Origin of the sequence: Streptococcus suis, from assembly GCA_002831545.1 — a bacterium.
GTDB classification, from domain to species: domain Bacteria; phylum Bacillota; class Bacilli; order Lactobacillales; family Streptococcaceae; genus Streptococcus; species Streptococcus suis_P.
Genome location: CP025095.1, coordinates 85512 through 106754, shown reverse-complemented (window position 1 = coordinate 106754; position 21243 = coordinate 85512). Strand labels below are relative to the sequence as shown.

At 40.0% G+C, this 21243-nt stretch carries 34 protein-coding genes and 2 pseudogenes; 2 read left to right on the top strand and 34 right to left on the bottom strand.

All coding sequences use genetic code 11. The annotated features are described in order from the left end of the window. Positions 1-80 precede the first annotated feature (80 nt). Positions 81-324 (bottom strand): annotated as a pseudogene (locus CWM22_00650) (hypothetical protein). 278 nt (positions 325-602) lie between these two features. Between CWM22_00650 and CWM22_00645 the strand changes: the two are divergent. Continuing rightward, positions 603-1556: an IS30 family transposase gene (locus CWM22_00645; GenBank protein ID AUC90555.1), complete on the top strand. Its 954-nt coding sequence runs from the start codon at positions 603-605 to the stop codon at positions 1554-1556. Positions 1557-1714: 158 nt separating this feature from the next. On the opposite strand, the gene CWM22_00640 is transcribed toward CWM22_00645, so the two are convergent. Continuing rightward, entirely contained in the window at positions 1715-2995 is a 1281-nt protein-coding gene (locus tag CWM22_00640) for a gamma-glutamylcysteine synthetase (protein AUC90554.1), read from the bottom strand. Positions 2996-3252: 257 nt separating this feature from the next. Between CWM22_00640 and CWM22_00635 the strand changes: the two are divergent. Further along, a pseudogene (locus CWM22_00635) lies at positions 3253-4530 on the top strand (ISL3 family transposase). A 203-nt stretch (positions 4531-4733) separates the two neighbouring features. On the opposite strand, the gene CWM22_00630 reads toward CWM22_00635, so the two are convergent. From CWM22_00630 to CWM22_00475, 32 genes are all read right to left on the bottom strand, one after another. Next, positions 4734-5120, bottom strand: coding sequence for a 50S ribosomal protein L17 (locus CWM22_00630; GenBank protein ID AUC90553.1), 387 nt, complete (start codon positions 5118-5120; stop codon positions 4734-4736). Between the two features lie 14 nt (positions 5121-5134). Next, entirely contained in the window at positions 5135-6073 is a 939-nt protein-coding gene (locus CWM22_00625) for a DNA-directed RNA polymerase subunit alpha (protein ID AUC90552.1), read from the bottom strand. A gap of 44 nt (positions 6074-6117) precedes the next feature. Continuing rightward, positions 6118-6501 carry a 30S ribosomal protein S11 gene (locus CWM22_00620; protein ID AUC90551.1) on the bottom strand — a complete coding sequence of 128 codons (384 nt, stop codon included), beginning with the start codon at positions 6499-6501 and terminating at the stop codon, positions 6118-6120. 17 nt (positions 6502-6518) lie between these two features. After that, positions 6519-6884 carry a 30S ribosomal protein S13 gene (locus tag CWM22_00615; GenBank protein AUC90550.1) on the bottom strand — a complete coding sequence of 122 codons (366 nt, stop codon included), beginning with the start codon at positions 6882-6884 and terminating at the stop codon, positions 6519-6521. Between the two features lie 19 nt (positions 6885-6903). After that, entirely contained in the window at positions 6904-7020 is a 117-nt protein-coding gene (locus CWM22_00610; GenBank protein ID AUC90549.1) for a 50S ribosomal protein L36, read from the bottom strand. A 24-nt stretch (positions 7021-7044) separates the two neighbouring features. Then, the gene (locus CWM22_00605) at positions 7045-7263 is read right to left on the bottom strand and encodes a translation initiation factor IF-1 (GenBank protein AUC90548.1); all 219 of its coding nucleotides are present in this window, start codon (positions 7261-7263) and stop codon (positions 7045-7047) included. Between the two features lie 121 nt (positions 7264-7384). Then, the gene (locus CWM22_00600; protein AUC90547.1) at positions 7385-8026 is read right to left on the bottom strand and encodes an adenylate kinase; all 642 of its coding nucleotides are present in this window, start codon (positions 8024-8026) and stop codon (positions 7385-7387) included. Positions 8027-8119: 93 nt separating this feature from the next. After that, complete coding sequence (locus CWM22_00595) at positions 8120-9430, bottom strand: preprotein translocase subunit SecY (GenBank protein ID AUC90546.1); 1311 nt, start codon at positions 9428-9430, stop codon at positions 8120-8122. Between the two features lie 13 nt (positions 9431-9443). Then, positions 9444-9884, bottom strand: coding sequence for a 50S ribosomal protein L15 (locus CWM22_00590; protein AUC90545.1), 441 nt, complete (start codon positions 9882-9884; stop codon positions 9444-9446). 135 nt (positions 9885-10019) lie between these two features. Next, entirely contained in the window at positions 10020-10202 is a 183-nt protein-coding gene (locus CWM22_00585) for a 50S ribosomal protein L30 (protein AUC90544.1), read from the bottom strand. Positions 10203-10216: 14 nt separating this feature from the next. Continuing rightward, positions 10217-10711, bottom strand: coding sequence for a 30S ribosomal protein S5 (locus CWM22_00580; protein AUC90543.1), 495 nt, complete (start codon positions 10709-10711; stop codon positions 10217-10219). An 18-nt stretch (positions 10712-10729) separates the two neighbouring features. Then, entirely contained in the window at positions 10730-11086 is a 357-nt protein-coding gene (locus tag CWM22_00575; GenBank protein AUC90542.1) for a 50S ribosomal protein L18, read from the bottom strand. An 88-nt stretch (positions 11087-11174) separates the two neighbouring features. Next, on the bottom strand, positions 11175-11711 hold the full coding sequence (locus CWM22_00570) for a 50S ribosomal protein L6 (protein AUC90541.1): 537 nt from the start codon (positions 11709-11711) through the stop codon (positions 11175-11177). A 281-nt stretch (positions 11712-11992) separates the two neighbouring features. Further along, positions 11993-12391, bottom strand: a complete 399-nt coding sequence (locus CWM22_00565) for a 30S ribosomal protein S8 (protein AUC90540.1) — start codon at positions 12389-12391, stop codon at positions 11993-11995. 306 nt (positions 12392-12697) lie between these two features. Beyond that, positions 12698-12883: a type Z 30S ribosomal protein S14 gene (locus CWM22_00560; GenBank protein AUC90539.1), complete on the bottom strand. Its 186-nt coding sequence runs from the start codon at positions 12881-12883 to the stop codon at positions 12698-12700. 14 nt (positions 12884-12897) lie between these two features. After that, positions 12898-13440, bottom strand: a complete 543-nt coding sequence (locus tag CWM22_00555) for a 50S ribosomal protein L5 (protein ID AUC90538.1) — start codon at positions 13438-13440, stop codon at positions 12898-12900. A gap of 23 nt (positions 13441-13463) precedes the next feature. Next, the gene (locus CWM22_00550) at positions 13464-13769 is read right to left on the bottom strand and encodes a 50S ribosomal protein L24 (GenBank protein AUC90537.1); all 306 of its coding nucleotides are present in this window, start codon (positions 13767-13769) and stop codon (positions 13464-13466) included. An 80-nt stretch (positions 13770-13849) separates the two neighbouring features. After that, complete coding sequence (locus CWM22_00545) at positions 13850-14218, bottom strand: 50S ribosomal protein L14 (GenBank protein ID AUC90536.1); 369 nt, start codon at positions 14216-14218, stop codon at positions 13850-13852. A gap of 24 nt (positions 14219-14242) precedes the next feature. Continuing rightward, positions 14243-14503: a 30S ribosomal protein S17 gene (locus CWM22_00540; protein AUC90535.1), complete on the bottom strand. Its 261-nt coding sequence runs from the start codon at positions 14501-14503 to the stop codon at positions 14243-14245. 23 nt (positions 14504-14526) lie between these two features. Next, a complete protein-coding gene (locus tag CWM22_00535) occupies positions 14527-14733 on the bottom strand; it encodes a 50S ribosomal protein L29 (GenBank protein ID AUC90534.1) in 207 nt (68 codons plus the stop codon). Positions 14734-14742: 9 nt separating this feature from the next. Beyond that, a complete protein-coding gene (locus CWM22_00530) occupies positions 14743-15156 on the bottom strand; it encodes a 50S ribosomal protein L16 (protein AUC90533.1) in 414 nt (137 codons plus the stop codon). Positions 15157-15159: 3 nt separating this feature from the next. Beyond that, the gene (locus tag CWM22_00525) at positions 15160-15813 is read right to left on the bottom strand and encodes a 30S ribosomal protein S3 (protein AUC90532.1); all 654 of its coding nucleotides are present in this window, start codon (positions 15811-15813) and stop codon (positions 15160-15162) included. A gap of 12 nt (positions 15814-15825) precedes the next feature. Beyond that, entirely contained in the window at positions 15826-16170 is a 345-nt protein-coding gene (locus tag CWM22_00520) for a 50S ribosomal protein L22 (protein ID AUC90531.1), read from the bottom strand. Positions 16171-16187: 17 nt separating this feature from the next. Further along, positions 16188-16469: a 30S ribosomal protein S19 gene (locus CWM22_00515; protein AUC90530.1), complete on the bottom strand. Its 282-nt coding sequence runs from the start codon at positions 16467-16469 to the stop codon at positions 16188-16190. A gap of 101 nt (positions 16470-16570) precedes the next feature. Next, positions 16571-17404, bottom strand: a complete 834-nt coding sequence (locus CWM22_00510) for a 50S ribosomal protein L2 (protein ID AUC90529.1) — start codon at positions 17402-17404, stop codon at positions 16571-16573. Positions 17405-17421: 17 nt separating this feature from the next. Further along, positions 17422-17721, bottom strand: a complete 300-nt coding sequence (locus CWM22_00505; GenBank protein ID AUC90528.1) for a 50S ribosomal protein L23 — start codon at positions 17719-17721, stop codon at positions 17422-17424. Continuing rightward, entirely contained in the window at positions 17721-18344 is a 624-nt protein-coding gene (locus CWM22_00500; GenBank protein ID AUC90527.1) for a 50S ribosomal protein L4, read from the bottom strand. The genes CWM22_00505 and CWM22_00500 overlap by 1 nt, the downstream gene beginning before the upstream one ends. A gap of 24 nt (positions 18345-18368) precedes the next feature. Further along, entirely contained in the window at positions 18369-18995 is a 627-nt protein-coding gene (locus CWM22_00495; protein AUC90526.1) for a 50S ribosomal protein L3, read from the bottom strand. Between the two features lie 190 nt (positions 18996-19185). Continuing rightward, a complete protein-coding gene (locus CWM22_00490; GenBank protein AUC90525.1) occupies positions 19186-19494 on the bottom strand; it encodes a 30S ribosomal protein S10 in 309 nt (102 codons plus the stop codon). Positions 19495-19814: 320 nt separating this feature from the next. Further along, positions 19815-20081 (bottom strand): transcriptional regulator, encoded by a 267-nt coding sequence (locus tag CWM22_00485; protein AUC90524.1) that lies wholly within the window; start codon positions 20079-20081, stop codon positions 19815-19817. 78 nt (positions 20082-20159) lie between these two features. Beyond that, positions 20160-20738 carry a hypothetical protein gene (locus CWM22_00480; GenBank protein ID AUC90523.1) on the bottom strand — a complete coding sequence of 193 codons (579 nt, stop codon included), beginning with the start codon at positions 20736-20738 and terminating at the stop codon, positions 20160-20162. A 179-nt stretch (positions 20739-20917) separates the two neighbouring features. Next, positions 20918-21235 carry a DUF1292 domain-containing protein gene (locus CWM22_00475; protein AUC90522.1) on the bottom strand — a complete coding sequence of 106 codons (318 nt, stop codon included), beginning with the start codon at positions 21233-21235 and terminating at the stop codon, positions 20918-20920. Positions 21236-21243 lie beyond the last annotated feature (8 nt).

Sequence of the window (21243 nt, the reverse complement as noted above, 5' to 3'; positions counted from 1 at the left end):
CATTTGATAAATCACCCTGCACGTTTGGTTCGTCTTCTTTAATTTTCAAAGGTCTTGTCGTTATCGCGCTCTCGCGACAACTATCTTAGTTTATCATTTCTTGTGAACTTTGTCAACACTTTTTTGAAACTTTTTTTTCGTTCCTCTGTTAACCAGTCCCTCAAGAGACAACTCAATCATTCTATCATCTTCTGATGGTCTTGTCAACACTTTTTCGAAACTTTTTTTCGTTTCTCTGTTAACTAGCCCTTCAAGAGACAACTCAATCATTCTATCACGACTTATATACTTTGTCAACCAGTTTTTTGGGATTTTTTGGATTTTTTATGAAATTTGGCGAAAACGAAAGTTCTATAATGAAGTTAGCCACCTTACCTTAGTCAAGAATTAGATGTTTCACTATGTTTGAGTAAGTTGATGATTTCATTTGATAACAGGCTTGAAGCTGTTAGGCTAGTTGCCCAAGGCTAATCATAGCCTTGGTTTAGCTGAAAAAACAGCTTCAAGGGTGCCTGGTGTCAAATGAAATGTGATTTAAGGTATAAGAAAACACCTCTGTGCTATACTTGTTGTTCACCACAAACACAAGGAAAGGCACAGAGATGCAAGGACATTATACCCCAAAAGGGAAACATTTGACAATAGATAACCGTCGCTTGATTGAGCGGTGGAAACTTGAAAATAAGTCAAATCGTGAAATTGCAGGCTTGTTAGGAAAGGCGCCTCAAACGATTCATAATGAAATCAAGCGTGGGACAACCTTACAACAAGTGCGAAAAGGGGTCTACAAAAAAGTTTATTCTGCTGATTATGCACAAACTGTTTACCATTCCAATCGAAAACGGTCGGTTAAAAAGATAATCCTAACGAAAGAAATGAAAGAGAAGATTTTACACTATCATAAGCAAAAATTTTCACCTGAAATGATAGTGAAGAAGAAGCAAGTGAAAGTAGGTATTTCAACCATCTACTATTGGTTTCATAATGGTCATTTAGGATTGAAGAAATCGGACATGCTTTATCCTAGAAAAGGGAAAGGTGGCAAGAAGCAAGCTAGTCCGAACTTTAAGCCAGCTGGTAAATCAATCGAAGAGCGACCAGAGGTCATCAATCTTCGATTGGAAAACGGTCATTATGAAATTGATACAGTTCTACTAACCAGAGCGAAAAATCAGTGTCTTTTAGTCTTAACCGACCGACGAAGTAGACACCAAATCATAAGATTAATTCCAAGTAAAACTGCTGAAGCTGTCAATCAGGCACTTAGGTTACTATTGGCTGAGTATCATATTTTATCAATAACTGCAGATAATGGTTCGGAGTTCAAACGATTGTCTGAGGTATTTCCTGAGGAACATATCTACTATGCACATCCCTACTCTTCATGGGAAAGAGGTTCAAATGAAAACCATAATCGATTGATTCGGAGATGGTTACCTAAAGGAACCAAGAAAACGACTCCGAAAGAAGTAGCTTTTATCGAAAATTGGATTAACAACTACCCTAAAAAATGCTTGGACTACAAGTCGCCAAGTGAATTTCTTTTGGGTGGCTAACTTCAACTTGAAATTTGGGAAATTTGGCGAAAAACTGAGAGACATACTAATCAGAGATTGTATATTTGTCTTCGTATGCCTCCAGTATATCAAAATTTTACCGGTCTTTATGTTTTTTGTGAAAATCTATGGCTACCTACTCATATTTTAGTAGACTGTCACAATACCCCGAAGTCATCGATTAATAAATTGTACAGTGGAGTTAAATATTTTTCTTCACTGTATCCTCTCAAAAGGAGAGCTTCATGTGCACAATCTAATAATGTCTTAGAAAAGTCTTTCACCATTCTTTGTTCTAAATCAGAAAGTTTTTTTCTCGAAAATTGTCTACGTAACTTTGAATAATTTCTGCCAAATTCTTTAAAAAACTCCGTACTTTCTAGAATTTCTTCCAATTTCACGAGATTGGCGAGCAGACCTAAATGAAAGGCTATGGGAGCAAATGTCGTTTCAAATGGTTGTGTACATGTACTTCGAAATTCAATAGTTCCTCGTTTGGTAAGCTCTTGATAGTGGTATGAGCGATGGTTTTTGAAATCATCTGCTTTCGGAACAAAGTAACATATCTCGCCAGTTTCTGAATATGCTGCAAATTTTTCTTGCTCAAAAAAAGATTTGACAGTAATTGGTTTAAAATAATAATAGCAGTTATCCCTGATGACATAAAACATTGCGGACTCTTCTTGGTATTGACGATATTCTGCCTCAGTACGAAATTCCTCTGAATAGATACCAACGTTATTCTTTAAGAGGCCATGCATTGAATATTCCCAAAAATAATCCCTAGTAAGGGCCATATCATCCATATGATCGAATGGTGAATTTGCAAACAAAAACGCCTTCGCTGCTTCAATTCTATTAAACGCATTAATGACTCGTAAAAAGGATTTTCGACTCACATCAAACTGCACTTGATTTCCGCAAATAAAGCCAGCATATCCAGTATAGGGATGCATATTAGGTTTGCCTTCTCCTAGCTTGAGATAGTTCATCAACATCCTATATCGGCCCGTATCTACCGGTCTATTGTCATTGTTTTCCCAGTTGGGATTTATCCCTAACCCCTGCAATTCGTGTCCATTTTGGCGCAAATAATATTGAATATTCTCTAGATATTCTTTATGACGCTCTTCTACACTACCAATATTTTTTGCTTTTGCGAATGCAAATTCTAGTGTATTATACGTGACTTCAAATAGTATGAGGTCTCCCGACTCGTGCTGGAGTTCTATCGGATTTCCTCTATCATCTCTTTTGACGATGGTAAACCCATTTTGATTAGATATATGTCGCATCATATCTGTAGCCACTTGGATAGAAGTTGCTTTCCCTGAGATATTAACTATCGGATATTCTAATTCTACACCTATAAACAATTCTGGCTTTTCTTTAATGTTAGCAAAATAGTATTCTTCAAAACAATTGCCTAAGGATGTCATGTCTTCTCTATTCATTTTATAAGTATATCAAAATTTTTGAGCAAAATAAAAAGGCTCTATAATTTCTGTAGTGGGTAAATCCACCATAGAGATTATGGAGCCTTTTTGAATATATACAAAAAGTCCCATATGACCTATAATGAAAAGCAACCACACTCACATTAGAAAGACTCATATGGAATAAATCCAGAGTCAGGGAAGTGACTCTGGATTCCTGAGCCTAGAAATAAAAAAGCGAAGATCATACCACAGAACTAATTGGAATCAAAGACAAAAACATCAAAATTCTCTTCATTTTGAAACATCAGACCCATCTAGAAATCAGGGCAAAGCTAGATTACGACAGCCCCGGTTGTCCTCATTGCCAAGGAAAGTGTATCAAGTACGACTTTCAAAAGTCGTCAAAGATTCCGATTTTGGATTGCCAGGGCTTTCCGACCCTCCTCTTGCTTAAGAAACGGCGGTTTCAATGCAAATCTTACCAAAAAGTGACTGTAGCTGAGACAACTCTAGTCAAGAAAAACTGTCAGATTTCCCAACCTATTTGGGAGAAAGTGACACAACTCCATACAGAAAACATGACCAATATAGCCATCGCTAGGAGACTACATATCTCCGTATCGGTCGTCCAGAGGAAACTGGCTCAGTTTCAATTTGAGCATGATTTTACGAAATTACCACAAGTCTTGAGCTGGGATGAATTTAGTCGGAACAAGGGAAAACTCGCCTTTATTGCTCAGGATTTTGAGACGAGACGCATTGTGACCATTCTAGAGAATAACCGCCAAGCAACCATAAAGAACTATTTCTACAAGTATCCTAGGGCAGTCAGAGAAACTGTCGAGGTCGTGACCATGCTATGTTTGGCGCCTACTACAAATTGGCTAGCCCCTTCGCTTTCCTATCTCTAGGCTCAGGCTGAAACAGTCTATTCCCAGACTGTTTCACTCCCAAGAGCTAAAATTGTCCTTGATAGATTTCACATTATACAACACCTGAGCCGTGCTATGATGACGACTAGAATTGATATTATGAAGACTTTCGATACGCGTTCCCTACCTTATCGATCCATGAAAAATCACTGGCGTATTCTCCAAAAAGATAGTCGAAAACTGTCTCGAAATCGCTTCTATTCCCGCACTTTTGGGCAAACAGTAACACCGAGAGAGGTTGTCCAGAAGACATTGGATTTCTCAAATGAATTGAAATTCTATTACGAACTCTACCAGATCCTTCTCTTCCATTTCCAAGAGATGAACTCGAAATATTTCTTCGAGCTTCTAGAAGACAATTTGGATCTTGTCAATCCTGCCTTTAAAACTGTTTTTAAAACTTTTCTAAAGTATAAAACGTACATCACGAACGCCATGGAGCTTCCATATTCCAACGCTAAGCTGGAAGCGACCAATAAACTCATCAAAGACATCAAGAGGCAAGCGTTCGGCTTTAGGAACTTTACGAACTTTAAAACCAAGATATATATTGCTTTGAACATCAAAAATGAGAGAACGAATTTCGTCCTCTCTAGGTGTTAGCTTTTCGTCTACCCACTACAGTTGACAATGAGCCAATAAAAACGCCTGCTTACGAAATTATTCTATCTTAGAGTAATTTCGTAAACAAGCGTCCGATCAACATGATGAGTGTTACCGCTGAGACAAGCTCAGCGGTAGACCAGAGCTAGACTAAGAATCAGAATAGGATTCCATCATCATAACACTCAACAAAATTGATGATCTTATACAAGTTCGATAATTGCCATTGGTGCAGCATCACCACGACGTGGTTCAGTTTTGAGGACACGAGTATATCCACCATTACGTTCTGCATAACGAGGTGCAATTTCAGAGAACAATTTTTGAAGTGCTGTAGTAGAAGTGTACTTATCAGTTGCTTCATCATAGTTTTCAGATGCAATTTCGTTACGAACAAATGCTGCTGCTTGACGACGTGCGTGCAAATCACCACGTTTACCAAGTGTGATCATTTTTTCAACTGTTTTACGGATTTCTTTAGCACGAGCTTCAGTTGTAACGATTGATTCGTTGATCAAAAGGTCAGTTGTCAAATCGCGCAACATTGCTTTACGTTGTGAGCTAGTGCGTCCTAGTTTACGGTATGCCATGATTTCCTCCTATATTATTTATCTTTTTTCAATCCTAGACCAAGATCAGCCAATTTAACTTTAACTTCTTCAAGACTCTTGCGACCAAGATTGCGCACTTTCATCATTTCTGGCTCAGTTTTCTCTGTCAAGTCGAATACAGTGTTAATGCCTGCACGTTTCAGACAGTTATATGAGCGAACAGATAGATCCAATTCTTCAATCGTACGATCAAGCATACGATCATCTGAAGCCACTTCAGCTTCTTTCATCACTTCTGCAGATTTTGCAACTTCAGTCAAGTCAGTGAAGAGACCTAAGTGCTCCATCAAAATGCGTGCAGAAAGACCTAAAGCATCTTCTGGAATAATGGTGCCATTTGTGTTGATTTCAAGTGTTAATTTGTCAAAACCATCGTTGCTACCAACACGAGCTGGTTCAACTTGATAATTGACTTTCTTCACTGGCGTATAGATAGAATCTACAGCAAGTGTTCCCACTGGTGCATCATCTTTCTTATTACCCTCAGCTGGTACATAACCACGACCTGAATTGACAGTCAAAACAGCTTTAAAAGTGGCACCATCAGCAATGGTAAAGAGATAATGGTCAGGGTTTACAATTTCAATGTCACTATCTGTAAGAATGTCTCCTGCTGTTACTTCAGCTGGACCTACTACATCAAGTTCAATTTTCTTTTCGTCTTCGACATAAGATTTTACAGCAATGCCTTTGATGTTAAGAATAATTTGCATAACATCTTCACGAACACCTGGAACTGTGTCGAATTCGTGGAGTACACCATCAATTTTAATTGATGTTACTGCAGCACCTGGAAGTGAGGCAAGAAGTACACGACGAAGAGAGTTACCAAGAGTTGTACCGTAACCACGTTCTAATGGTTCGATTACAAATCTGCCGTAATCTTTATTTTCATCAATTTTTGTTATTGTTGGTTTTTCAAACTCAATCATTTCTTACTCCCTCTTAAACGAAAAGCTGTGTATGGAATGTATGATTATACACGGCGACGTTTTGGAGGACGAGCACCATTGTGTGGTACAGGAGTCACATCACGAATTGCTGTTACTTCAAGACCAGCGGCAGCAAGAGCGCGGATAGCAGACTCACGACCTGAACCTGGGCCTTTAACGGTAACTTCAACTGTTTTAAGACCGTGTTCTTGTGCAGATTTAGCAGCTGCTTCTGAAGCCATTTGGGCTGCGAATGGTGTAGATTTACGAGAACCTTTGAAACCAAGAGCACCAGCTGATGACCAAGCAATAGCGTTACCATGCACATCAGTAATCATAACAATAGTGTTATTAAATGTAGCGTGAATATGAGCAATACCAGATTCGATATTCTTTTTCACACGACGTTTACGTGTTGGTTTAGCCAATTTTTCTACCTCCTATATTATTTTTTCTTACCTGCAATCGCAACAGCTTTACCTTTACGAGTACGGGCATTGTTTTTAGTGTTTTGTCCACGGACAGGAAGTCCACGACGGTGACGGATACCACGGTATGAACCGATTTCCATCAAACGTTTGATGTTCAAGTTAACTTCACGACGGAGGTCACCTTCAACTTTGATTGCATCAACTTCACGACGAATAGCATCTTCTTGATCTGATGTCAAATCTTTCACGCGTACATCTTCTGAAATACCTGCAGCTGCAAGAATTTTTTTAGATGTTGCAAGACCGATACCATAAACATAAGTTAATGAAATAACTACACGTTTGTCATTTGGAATGTCAACTCCAGCAATACGAGCCATGTTTTCTCCTTTCTATTTCTTAACCTTGACGTTGCTTGTGTTTAGGGTTTGCTGGGCAAATCACCATAACACGACCATTACGACGAATAACTTTGCAGTATTCGCAAATTGGTTTGACCGATGGTCTTACTTTCATGTTTAATCCCTCCAAGTATTTCGACTATTTAAAGCGGTATGTGATACGTCCACGTGTCAAGTCGTATGGACTAAGCTCAACAGTTACGCGGTCACCGACCAAAATACGAATGTAGTTTTTACGGATTTTACCTGAAACAGTTGCAAGGACTTGGTGTCCGTTCTCCAACTCAACAGTAAACATAGCATTTGGCATTGTATCGACTACTTTGCCTTCAATTTCAATCACATCTTCTTTTGCCATGCAAAAGTAACCCCTCTCTAAATATCGATTTGATGTCCTCTGAACACAGAGGTAACAATTATAAGTCAGACTAGGCTATTTTATCATCTTTGTATAAAAAATGCAAGCCAAATCTATTAGTTTATTGCAATTTTGATAGTACTGTATCAATTGCTTGGAAAACAAGGTCAATGTCTTGATCACCTTCAATATCATGGACCAGCCCTTTTGCACGATAATGATCAATGATTGGCTGTCCTTGTGCGATATTGACCTCTAAACGACGTTTGACAGATTCTGGCTTGTCATCTTCACGTTGATAGAAGTCTTCCTCTTTGTAGTCTCCAACAGGTGGATTGAATACTTTGTGGAAAGTCTCTCCGGTTTCTTTATGAATAATGCGACCGCTGAGACGCTCTACCAATTTTGAAGGATCAATCTCAATATTGATAACACCTTGCAACTCAATTCCTAAGTCAGCCAAATTTTCATCCAAGGCATGGGCTTGTTCAATCGTACGAGGATAGCCATCTAGTAAAAAGCCTTTTTCCTTGATGTCATCCTGAACCAAACGTTCTTTGACAATGCCATTAGTAACTTCATCAGGAACGAGGTCACCCTTATCAATGTACGACTTGGCAAGAATACCCATTTCAGTCTGATTGGCCATTGCTGCACGGAACATATCTCCTGTTGAGATATGAGCAACATTGAATTTCTCAACAATCTTGGCCGCTTGTGTCCCTTTACCAGCACCTGGTAAACCCATAATTAAAAGATTCATGACAAACTCCTTATTTTGTTTTCACATAAATTTGCCATTATTGACAAACTTATCTAAAAACAAAATAGAAGGTTGACTAGGTCAACCTATATTCTATTCTGTAATTTCTAAGAAACCTACATATTTTCTCTTAAGAAGGTAGCCTTCTAATTGCTTGATGCCTTCGATACTTGTAGAGATTACGATAATCAAACTTGTACCAAGGAACGCAATGCTTGAAGAAAGCCCAAAGAGATTTTGCGCAAGGATAGGCAACAAAGCTACAAAACTCAAGAAGAGCGCGCCGATTACTGCCAATCTTGTCAATAATTTTGACAAAAACTGTTCAGTGCCATTACCAGGACGAACTCCATGGATATAGGCTGCACTTTTCTGAAGGCTTTCTGCAGTCTTCTCAGGATTTACTTGAACAAAGGTATAGAAGAATGTAAAGGCAATAATTAAACCAGCATATACAATCATACCTTTAGCAGTTGAATAATCAAAGTATTCCTGAACCGTCAATAACCACCCGGCACTCTTATTTTGACTTGCGAAATATTGAATCAAAGAAGTTGGAACTGCAGTGATTGAGCCTGCAAAGATTACGGGAATGACTCCTGATGGATTCAATTTCAGCGGTAAATATGAGCTAGAAGGTGCTCCTTGTGCACGTTTTGTATATTGAATTGGTAATTTATATTCTGCTTGTTGTACAAAAGTTGTAAAATACACAACAAAGAATATTAATACGACGAGTGCAGCAACAAAGATTGCTGATTCCCCCAAACGACTTGATTCAATATTAACAAAGCGATCAATGTAAATCTCGTGAAAAGTTCCTGGTAGTGATGAAATGATACCCGCGAAGATGATCATTGATGTACCATTACCATAGCCCTTTTCAGAAATCTGTTCCCCCAACCAGGTTACAATAATCGAACCTGTTGTCAAGATTGATCCAATCAACAAATATGTTTGCCAATTTAATGGCATATTGGTCAATTTTGCACCAGACAAGGCATTAAAGCCTGCTGTAATACCAATAGATTGAACAAATGCCAGTACCAAAGAAATGTAGCGTGTTGCCTGATTCAGTTTACGACGACCAACTTCACCTTGCTTACCCCATTCAACAAATTTAGGTAAAATATCCATTTGCAAAAGTTGAACAATGATGGAAGCTGTAATATAAGGACTAACACCTAGTGCGAAAACTGAGAAATTACGCATAGCATTTCCCGAAACCAAACTCAACATGTTCAAAAATGGAACGTTTGACAAGGCTTCAAGACTCTTTGCGTTTACTCCTGGTACTGTAATGTGGGTTCCTACGCGGAAGACAAAAAGGATAAAGATAGTAAATAGAATTTTACTACGTACCAATTTTACCTTTAAGGCATCTTTTAAAAGTTTAAAAAACATAGGCTGTCACCTCTTAGATGACTTCTACTGAGCCACCTTTAGAAGTGATTGCTTCCTCAGCTGATTTAGAGAATTTCGCAGCTTTCACTGTCAATTTTTTAGTTAATTCGCCGTTACCAAGAATTTTGATTCCTGATTTTTCAGCTTTAACGATTCCAGCTTCAATAAGCACAACTGGTGTTACTTCTGCACCATCTTCAAAAGCGTTCAATTGATCAAGGTTAACGATTGCGTACTCTTTAGCGTTGATATTTGTAAATCCACGTTTTGGAAGACGACGGAACAATGGAGTTTGTCCACCTTCAAAACCTGGGCGAACACCGCCACCGCTACGAGCTTTTTGACCTTTTTGACCACGGCCAGATGTTTTACCGTTACCTGATGATGTACCACGACCTACACGGTTGCGGACTTTACGAGAACCTGTAGCAGGTTGTAATTCATGAAGTTTCATTATTATTTCTCCTCTTATATATGCTAGCGCCTGTGAAGTACAAGAGTCTTCCTCCACAAACTCGCTGTATGTAAATATGTAAAATGGACTAGAAGTCGCAAAGATTTCTCAATGCGACTTAGTCTATTTGTTAGATTATTTAACTTCTTCTACAGTTACCAAGTGAGAGATAGCGTTAACCATTCCAAGAATAGCTGGGTTATCTTCTTTAACAACTGAAGAGTTCAATTTGCCAAGTCCAAGTGCAACAACTGTTTTACGTTGTTCTGGTTTGCGACCGATTGGAGACTTAGTCAAAGTGATTTTAATTTGAGCCATGAGTATCTCCTTTCTTATGCTAAATCAGAAACTGAGATGCCACGAAGTGCAGCCACTTCTTCAGCACGTTTCAATTGTTTCAAACCTTCAACTGTTGCGCGAACGATGTTGATTGGTGTGTTTGAACCAAGTGACTTAGAAGTCACATCTGCGATACCTGCCAATTCGATTACAGCACGAGTTGCACCACCGGCAGCAACCCCAGAACCTTCTGAAGCAGGTTTCAACAATACACGAGCGCCGCCAAATTCTGAGCGAACTTCGTGAGGGATTGTTGTACCAACCATTGGTACTTCAATCATGTTTTTCTTAGCAGATTCAACTGCTTTACGGATAGCTTCTGGTACTTCTTGAGCTTTACCAGTACCGAAACCTACGCGACCGTTACGGTCACCAACAACCACAAGAGCTGCAAAACGAAGACGACGTCCACCTTTAACAACTTTTGTAACACGGTTGATGGCTACTACGCGTTCTTCAATTTCAACTGCGTTATCTTTGAATGCCATTTCTTAGTGTCCTCCCTATTAGAATTTCAATCCGTTTTCACGAGCTGATTCAGCCAAAGCTTTCACACGTCCGTGATAGAGATATCCACCGCGGTCAAAGACCACTTCAGAAATACCTTTAGCTACCGCGCGTTCAGCAACGAGTTTACCTACAACAACAGCTTGTTCTGTCTTAGTACCTTTTGAAACTTCTTTATCAAGAGTAGAAGCGCTTGCGAGCGTTACACCCGCTACGTCATCAATCACTTGAGCGTAGATGCCTGTATTAGAACGGAAAATGTTCAAACGTGGGCGAGCAGCAGTTCCAGAGATTTTACCGCGAACGCGACGGTGGCGTTTTTGGCGGATTTTGTTTTTATCTGGTTTTGAAATCACAATATTCACCTCTTAATGTATGATTCTGTTTCTTACGAAACAATTTGAGAAATAGTCAGCCAGGTGGCTAAGCCACCTCAGCAAGCTATTATTTACCTGTTTTACCTTCTTTACGGCGAACGAATTCACCAACGTAGCGGATACCTTTACCTTTGTATGGCTCAGGAGCGCGAAGGCTACGGATGTAAGCTGCTGTTTGACCAACAACTTCTTTGTTGATACCAGACACGACAATTTGTGTTGGTGTTGGAACTTCAAATGTAATACCTTCTGGTGCAACCACTTCATCTGGATGTGATTTACCAACAGCAAGTGTCAATTTGTTACCAGCCAATTGAGCACGGTAACCGACACCACGCATTTCAAGTTCTTTTTTGAAGCCTTCAGAAACACCAACAACCATGTTGTTGAGGTTAGCACGGCTAGTACCGTGAATAGTCTTCATTTCTTTTGAATCGTTTGGACGGTGAAGTGTAACTTCTGTACCTTCCACACGGATTTCAATAGCAGTTGGGAATTCACGAGTCAATTCCCCTTTAGGTCCTTTTACAGTTACCACGCCGTTGTTTTGAGCAAGCTCAACGCCAGCAGGCAATGTAATTACTTTATTACCAATACGTGACATATTTTTAATTCTCCTGTTAAATTATCAAGCCATCAAGCGACTAGTTTTCACGGGGGCTCATTTAAACATGGACAATAGCCCGTGTTCGATTGAGCAGGTTACATGATACTAAATTATCAGCAAGTCTGATTTGAATACGCACGAAGAACCAGTCCTCTCGCATTTGTATCATGCTTTTAGGTTTCAATTTCTAAATGTGGCAAGGCAGAGCGACGCAGACCATACTTGAGTATGTCAAGACGCTCTAACACAGGCACATGACGAAATTGGAAGCTAAAAGATTACCAAACGTATGCGATAACCTCACCACCAACGTTCTTTTGACGAGCTTGTTTGTCAGTCAAAAGACCTTCTGATGTTGAGATGATTGCGATACCAAGTCCGTTAAGAACTTTTGGAATATCTTCACGTTTTGAGTAAACACGAAGACCTGGTTTTGAAACGCGTTTCAAGTTAGTGATAACTTTTTCACCGTTTGGTCCATATTTCAAGAATACGCGGATGATGCCTTGTTTGTCATCTTCGATGAATTCAACGTTTTTTACAAAACCTTCGTTTTTAAGGATTGTAGCAATACCTTTTTTGATGTTTGATGCAGGTACTTCAAGCACTTCGTGTTTTGCTTGGTTAGCGTTACGAATACGTGTCAAAAAATCTGCAATTGGGTCAGTCATAACCATTTGTTGTTTCTCCTCTTACTAGCAGTTTGATTGGATCACTTGCTAGTTAATTCATGATACAAAGGGTGCAAAAAAGCCAAAGTGAAAATAGAAAACTTGACGTAGAAACTTTGGTTTCTAGGAAAGTTTGTCTTTTTCACACAGGCTTTCGCCCGTGTTCAAATCGGCAAGCAAACTTTGTAGCGGGGTTGTTTTAATTGAGTTCGAGCTACAAGCTTAGCAAAGAAGAGAGATTTTCCTAGAAGTAAACTTCGTCGTAAAATCTCCTATCTTTGCGTTGGCAGCTAAACGCTCTCACATCTTATCTTACCAAGAAGCTTTTGTTACGCCTGGTATTTGTCCAAGGTAAGCCAAGTCGCGGAAGCATACACGGCACAATTTGAATTTGCGGTAAACTGAGTGTGGACGTCCACATTTTTCACAGCGTGTGTAAGCTTGTGTAGAGAACTTAGCTGGGCGTTTGTTCTTAGCGATCATTGATTTTTTAGCCATTTATTCTCTCCCTCTTATTTTGCAAACGGCATACCAAGGCCAGTAAGCAATGCACGTGATTCTTCGTCAGTGTTAGCAGTTGTAACGATAACGATATCCATACCGCGAGTTTTATCAACATCGTCGAAGTTGATTTCTGGGAAGATCAATTGCTCTTTCACACCAAGTGTGTAGTTACCACGTCCGTCAAATGACTTAGTTGGTACACCGTGGAAGTCACGTACACGTGGAAGTGAAACTGTAACCAATTTGTCCAAGAACTCATACATACGTTCGCCACGAAGAGTTACTTTCGCACCGATTGCAACACCCTCACGAAGACGGAAGCCGGCGATTGATTTCTTAGCTTTAGTGATAAGTGGTTTTTGACCTGAGATCAAAGCCAATTCTTGAGCAGCTTTCTCAAGGTTTTTAGCGTTAGAAACAGCGTCACCAACACCCATGTTCAAAACGATCTTATCAACTTTTGGCACAGCCATCACTGAAGAATAGTTAAATTGTTCAGTCAAAGCAGGAACTACTTCATTAAGATATTTTTCTTTTAAACGATTTGCCATTATACTTCTCCTTTCCTTCGTGATTAATCAAGCACTTCGCCTGATTTTTTGTTGTAGCGAACTTTTTTGCCATCTACAAACTTGTAACCAACGCGTCCTGCAACACCATTTTTGTCAAGAACTTGAACGTTTGACACATGGATTGGAGCTTCTTTTTCAACGATAGCACCTTGAGGGTTTTCGCTATTTGGTTTTTGGTGTTTCTTAACGATGTTAACACCTTCAACAATAACTTTGTTTACTTTTGGAAGTGCTGTTACAACAAGAGCTTCAACGCCTTTGTCTTTACCAGCGATTACGCGAACTTTATCGCCTTTTTTTACAAACATTTGATTTCTCCTATGATTTCTTACGCCCTAATGGGCACCCTGTTACTCTGGCGAGATAACAGGGGACTTAGTTTGTTAGATTAAAGTACTTCTGGTGCCAATGAAACGATTTTCATAAAACCGCCGTCACGCAATTCGCGTGCCACTGGGCCGAAGATACGAGTTCCGCGAGGAGTTTTGTCTTCACGGATGATAACTGCAGCATTCTCATCGAATTTGATGTAAGAACCATCAGCACGACGAGCACCTGTCTTAGTACGAACGATAACGGCTTTTACAACGTCACCTTTTTTAACCGCACCACCAGGAGTAGCTTGTTTTACTGAAGCAACGATGATGTCGCCGATGTTCGCGAATTTGCGTCCTGAACCACCAAGAACTTTGATTGTCAAGATTTCGCGTGCGCCACTGTTGTCAGCAACTTTCAAACGAGTTTCTGTTTGAATCATGTCAATTTTCTCCTTTCAGGTTGATTAAATGATAACTGCCTCTTCCACAACTTCTACAAGGCGGAAACGTTTTGTAGCTGAAAGTGGGCGAGTTTCCATGATACGAACGATATCGCCTTCTTTAGCAACATTGTTTTCATCATGAGCTTTGTACTTTTTAGAGTAGTTAATACGTTTACCATAGACTGGGTGGTTACGTTTAGTTTCAACTACAACTGTGATTGTTTTGTCCATTTTGTCAGATACTACGCGTCCAACAAGAACTTTACGATTATTGCGTTCCATTGAAATTCTCCTTTCCCAATCTATTATTTGGTTTCTGATTGCACAGTTTTGATACGTGCAATTTGTTTCTTCACTTCGTTCAAACGAGCAGTTTGCTCAAGTTGACCAGCAGCAGCTTGGAAACGAAGTTCGAAGAGTTCTTTCTTCAATTCGTTTTCTTTCTTAGCAAGTTCTTCTTGAGAAAGGCCACGAAGTTCTTTTACAAAATCTTTAATTTCTTGAAGTTTCATGTCTTCTCCTTATTCTGCTTCACGTTTTACGAATTTTACTTTAACTGGCAATTTGTGACCAGCAAGGCGGAATGCTTCACGTGCGATTTCTTCAGAAACGCCAGCTACTTCAAACATAACCTTACCGCGTTTAACTGGAGCTACCCAACCTTCAGGAGCACCTTTACCAGAACCCATACGTACACCGATAGCTTTAGCAGTGTATGATTTGTGTGGGAAGATCTTGATCCAAACTTTACCACCACGTTTCATGTAACGCGTCATAGCGATACGGGCAGCTTCGATTTGGCGGTTTGTAATCCATGAGCTAGTAGTTGCTTGAAGACCGTATTGACCAAAGTCTACTTGTTTTCCACCTTTAGCTTCACCGCGCATTTTTCCACGGAATTCACGACGGTGTTTTACACGTTTAGGTACTAACATTTGTTATTTACCTCCTTTAGTGTTTTTACGAGCTGGAAGAACTTCACCACGGTAGATCCATACTTTAACACCAAGTTTACCGTAAGTTGTCAAAGCTTCTTCCCAAGCGTAGTCGATATCCGCACGAAGTGTATGAAGAGGAACAGTTCCTTCTGAGTAGCCTTCTGCACGGGCAATATCAGCACCGTTCAAACGACCAGAAACTTGTGTTTTGATACCTTTTGCACCAGCGCGCATTGCACGTTGGATAGCTTGTTTTTGAGCACGGCGGAATGCCACACGTTGCTCCAATTGACGAGCGATTGACTCACCAACAAGGTGTGCATCCAAATCAGGTTGTTTGATTTCGATGATGTTGATGTGTACTTGCTTACCAGTCAATTTGTTCAATTGAGCACGAAGTGCATCAACGTTGCTACCAGCTTTACCGATAACCATACCTGGTTTAGCAGTGTGGATAGAAACGATTACTTTATTTACAGCACGTTCGATTTCGATTGTTGATGTTGACGCATCAGCCAATTCTTTTTTGATAAAGTTGCGGATTGCAAGATCTTCATGAAGGTAATCCGCGTATTCTTTTTCAGCATACCATTTAGCATCCCAATCACGGATGATGCCAACACGCATACCAATTGGATGTACTTTTTGACCCACGTTTTTACCTCCTTATTTCTCTGCCACAACTACAGTGATGTGAGCTGTGCGTTTGTTGATTGGTGAAGCAGAACCTTTCGCACGTGGACGGAAACGTTTCAATGTTGGTCCTTCGTTTGCGAATGCTTCGCTGACTACCAAGTTAGCTTTTTCCAAACCAAAGTTGTTTTCAGCGTTAGCGATTGCTGAGTTCAAAACTCCCTCGATAATGCCTGCAGCTTTGTTTGGTGTGAATTTCAAGATTGCGATTGCGTCTGCTACGCTTTTGCCACGGATGTTATCCAAGACAAGACGTGATTTACGAGGTGAAACACGTACTGTGCGAGCAGTTGCTTTAGCTGAAGTAATTTCTGCCATTGTGTTTTCCTCCTAAATTATTTACGACGAGTTTTCTTGTCGTCAGCAGCATGACCTTTGTAAGTACGAGTTGGTGCAAATTCACCAAGTTTGTGACCTACCATGTCTTCTTGAATGTATACAGGTACGTGTTTACGTCCATCGTAAACTGCGATTGTATAACCGATGAAACTTGGGAAGATCGTTGAACGACGTGACCAAGTTTTAATTACTTTTTTCTTTTCGTCGTTTGCTTGAGCTTCAACTTTTTTCATCAAATGCTCATCGACGAAAGGTCCTTTTTTAAGACTACGTCCCATTTTAGTGTTTTCTCCTTTAAAATATGTACCACAGCGGCTTGCCCGCATAGCGGGCTACCGAGTTGGCGGATGATATAGAATGCTAAGCAACTAAGAATAGATTATTTTTGGTTGCGACGACGAACGATAAGTTTGTCAGATTTAGCTTTCTTGTTACGAGTTTTCAAACCAAGAGCTGGTTTACCCCATGGTGTAGATGGTGCTTTACGACCAACTGGTGCTTTACCTTCACCACCACCGTGTGGGTGATCGTTAGGGTTCATTACAGAACCGCGAACTGTTGGACGGATACCTTTCCAACGGCTACGACCTGCTTTACCAAGGTTAACAAGGCCATGTTGTTCGTTACCTACAGTACCAACAGTAGCACGGCAAGTACCAAGGATCATACGAACTTCACCTGATTGAAGGCGAACAAGAACGTATTTACCTTCTTGACCAAGAACCTGTGCAGATGCACCAGCAGCACGAACCAACTCACCACCACGACCTGGTTTCAACTCGATGTTGTGAACAACAGTACCGACTGGGATGTTTGCAAGTGGAAGTGCGTTACCAACTTTGATATCTGCTTCTGGACCTGAAACGATGCGTTGACCAACTTCAAGACCTTTAGGAGCAATGATATAAGCTTTAACACCGTCTGTGTAGTGTACAAGAGCGATGTTTGCTGAACGGTTTGGATCATACTCGATCGTTTTAACGATTGCTTCAACGCCATCTTTGTTACGTTTGAAGTCTACCAAACGGTAGAAACGTTTGTGACCGCCACCTTGGTGACGAACAGTGATGCGACCGTTGTTGTTACGACCAGCTTTGCTCTTCAAAGCAACAAGCAAGCTTTTTTCTGGAGTGCTTGTTGTGATTTCAGCGAAGTCCAAAGAAGTCATGTTACGACGGCCATTTGTCGTTGGTTTATAAACTTTAATACCCACGTTAATTCCTCCTTTGATTATTCAGCGTCAGCTGTAGCGAACAATTCGATCGCTTTTGAATCAGCAGCCAATGTGATGATTGCTTTTTTCACTTTGTTTGTGCGACCTACATAACGACCTACGCGTTTTGTTTTAGGTTTCACGTTGATTGTGTTAACATTTGCAACTTTAACACCCTCGAATGCAGCTTCAACAGCTTGCTTGATCAAGAGTTTATGTGCACGAGTGTCAACTTCAAATACATACTTGCCTGCTTCGAGTTGGCCCATTGAGCTTTCTGTGATGACAGGTTTTTTGATAACATCATACAAATTCATTATGCAAGAACCTCCTCAATTTTAGAGATAGCTGCTTGAGTTACAAGAAGTTTGTCTGCATTTGCGATGTCAAGTACGCTTGCAGTTGTTGCAGTTGCAACTTTAACTCCTGGGATGTTACGAGCAGAAAGAGCTGCGAATTCGTTGCCTTCTTCAAGAATAACAAGGACTTTAGAATCAATGCTCAATGCTGCAAGTACTTTTGCAAATTCAGCAGTTTTTGGAGCTGTGAATTCAAGTGAGTTAACAGCTACAAATTTGTTTTCAGCAACTTTTTCTGAGTAAACAGATTTAAGTGCCAAGCGACGAACTTTTTGTGGAAGTTTGTACGCGTATGAACGTGGAGTTGGTCCGAAGACTACGCCACCGCCACGCCATTGTGGTGAACGGATAGAACCTTGACGAGCACGTCCAGTTCCTTTTTGACGCCATGGTTTGCGTCCGCCACCTGAGACTGCTGAACGGTTTTTAACTGCGTGAGTACCTTGACGAAGGCTAGCACGTTGGCTGATGATCACTTCAAATACAACTGCTTGGTTTGGCTCGATACCAAAGATCGCATCGTTAAGAACTACTTCACCAGCTTGTTTACCAGTTTGGTCAAATAATGTTACGTTTGCCATTTCGACTGATTTCCCCTTTCCTTATTATTTACCAGCTTTAACTGCTGACTTGATAGTGATAAGAGATTTCTTAGCACCTGGTACGTTACCTTTGATAAGGATAACGTTCTTTTCTGGAACAACTTGTACAACTTCAAGGTTTTGAATTGTTACACGGTTGCCGCCCATGCGACCTGCAAGGTTTTTACCTTTGAATACACGGTTAGGTGCAACAGGACCCATAGAACCTGGACGACGGTGGTAACGAGAACCGTGAGCCATAGGACCACGTGATTGACCATGGCGTTTGATAACACCTTGGAAACCTTTACCTTTAGATGTACCAGTTACATCAACAACATCACCAGCTGCGAAAGTTTCAACTGTAATTTCTTGTCCAACTTCCAAGCCTTCAATGTTTTTGAATTCACGAATGAAGCGCTTAGGAGCTGTGTTAGCTTTAGCTACATGGCCTTTGGCAGGTTTGTTGCTCAATACTTCGCGTTTGTCATCAAAACCAACTTGAACTGCCGCATAACCGTCAGTTTCAACTGTTTTCACTTGAAGAACAACGTTTGGAGTTGCTTCGATGACAGTAACAGGGATAAATTCACCAGATTCAGTGAAGATTTGAGTCATTCCCACTTTTTTCCCTAAGATTCCTTTTGTCATGAGAAAAATATTCCTTTTCTTATTTTGTATTTAAAAAGTTTTTAACGAGCGTTTTTCATGCTCAAGGTAAGATGCAGAAGGCGTCAAACTCACAGCAAAAATAGGAAATCTGACGAAGAAACCGTGGTTTCTAGGAAGATTTATCTTTTTTGCACAGAGTTTAGCCTGTGCTCAATTAAGCGAAATCAGATTACAATTTAATTTCTACGTTTACACCACTTGGAAGATCCAATTTCATCAAAGCATCAACTGTTTTTTGAGTTGGGTTGATGATGTCGATCAAACGTTTGTGTGTACGCATTTCGAACTGCTCACGAGAGTCTTTGTACTTGTGAGTCGCACGGATGATTGTGTAGAGGCTACGTTCTGTTGGAAGCGGAACTGGACCAGCTACTTGAGCACCTGTACGTGTTGCAGTTTCAACGATTTTTGCAGCTGCTGTATCAAGTGTACGGTGTTCGTACGCTTTCAAGCGGATGCGAATTTTTTTGTTTGCCATCTTTTTCTCCTTTTCGTCTATTTAACATAATAGGCTAGCTCCACAAGAAAACCAACACGTGTTGCGTGGCAATGCAACCGAGCGTGTCGCAACCTCTTGCATCAAAGCTACAGCCGTAATTTTTACGGCACTAGGTCATTCTATCAAATTATTTTGTGCATTGCAAGAGTTTTTACTTAAAAATTTAAAAATCCCAAAACTTTTATTTCAGGATTCTTCATTACTTATTTTTTATTTGAGTTAACTATCAACGCTTTTTTCAAATATCCTTGTAAGTCTCGAATTATTTTTTTGACTGCCAGTAAAACTCTGTCCGCTTATCAATTTTTCATATTTTCAAGTCGGTCATTGATTAATTTTTTTCGATAATCTCTCAGGAGACCCCATAACATCAGCAACTCATCATTACCCAAGCTCGGTGATTGAATCAAACCATGAATATCTTCATGGAGGAGACGATCAAATTTACATTTTTGACTTTCCTGTTTACGAATTATAGCCTCGATATGGTTTCTAAATTTAACTTTGAAGTAGCAATATAGCCTACCTAAGTTTCTAACCTTCAAACAAACCATTTCAAATCCCATAACATAGTCAGTCTCCCGTAGTTGATTGTTTTACTTTATAAAAAAAATACTGTTTTTTGCCTACTTACTTGGTGGGAGTTAGGTCTCTTTTACTGTTAGCGATAGCCACCTATTTTTCCACTGTTTCTTAAGAATTCTTTGTCGATACAATTCCATGCGATTAGGATCCGCTAAGAAATGTGGTGTTGGCCGTACTTGGTAAGCATAAATGTCATCCAATCCAAAAGGAGCAAATATTTCTAATTTATTTCTTTCTGTTCGACAAATACCTATCGCTGTGCATCTTTCTGGAAATTTTTCAATCGCATCCCTTGATGATTGATACGGTTTAGTATTCGGACTATGGATATGCATATACACTTGATTTTTTAATTCCCATCGATAGGCTGGATAGTTTTGATATAAATCGCCTTCTATTTCCATTGTCTCTTCATAAGAAATATTTTCATCAAAAAACACAAAATCAACATCTGTTTCTTCATCAAAACTGTATTGATTCCAAATGAAATTACGGATAGTTCCCGCACAGAGCCAGCAATCTGATAAATTCAGTCTATCCATTATATCTAATATGACCAAAATATTTTTATCAGCCAGTAGATGCCTCTCTAATTCCTCACTCAGCTTCTTACTTCTTTCTGTAAAACTATCTTTCATCTGGCCTCCCTTTTGATTTTCTGGCTTATGATTCATTCCTCGCCTTGCTGTTTCTTAACTCGGGCTGAAACAGTCTCCCCCAGACTGCTTCACTCCACCAGACCTTTATTAGCTCCTTGGTTTTCAAACTCATAATAAAAAGGCCCACCGGACCTGATAAAAAGGTCCACCGGACCTTTTTATTCCTCCATAAAGCTGTTGAAGACTTCTTCAATCATATCCCATTCTGCTGTTGCGTCTTCTGGGATAGGTTGCAAATCGCCTTCTGTGCCATTCTCATTTTCAATATATGAGTAGGCTTGGATTTCAACTTCTCCGTTCTCATCTTCTTCTGCACTTGCAGGAATTAAAAGAACGTAGTTTTTACCAAATTCTTCTTGACCATCAATTGTCAATAAAATTTCAAAAAGTGTTTCATTACCTTGGTCGTCTACCAAAGTAATCAATTCACGCTCGTCGTGATTGTGGTCGTGTTCATGGTCATGATGATGTGCCATTAGTATCT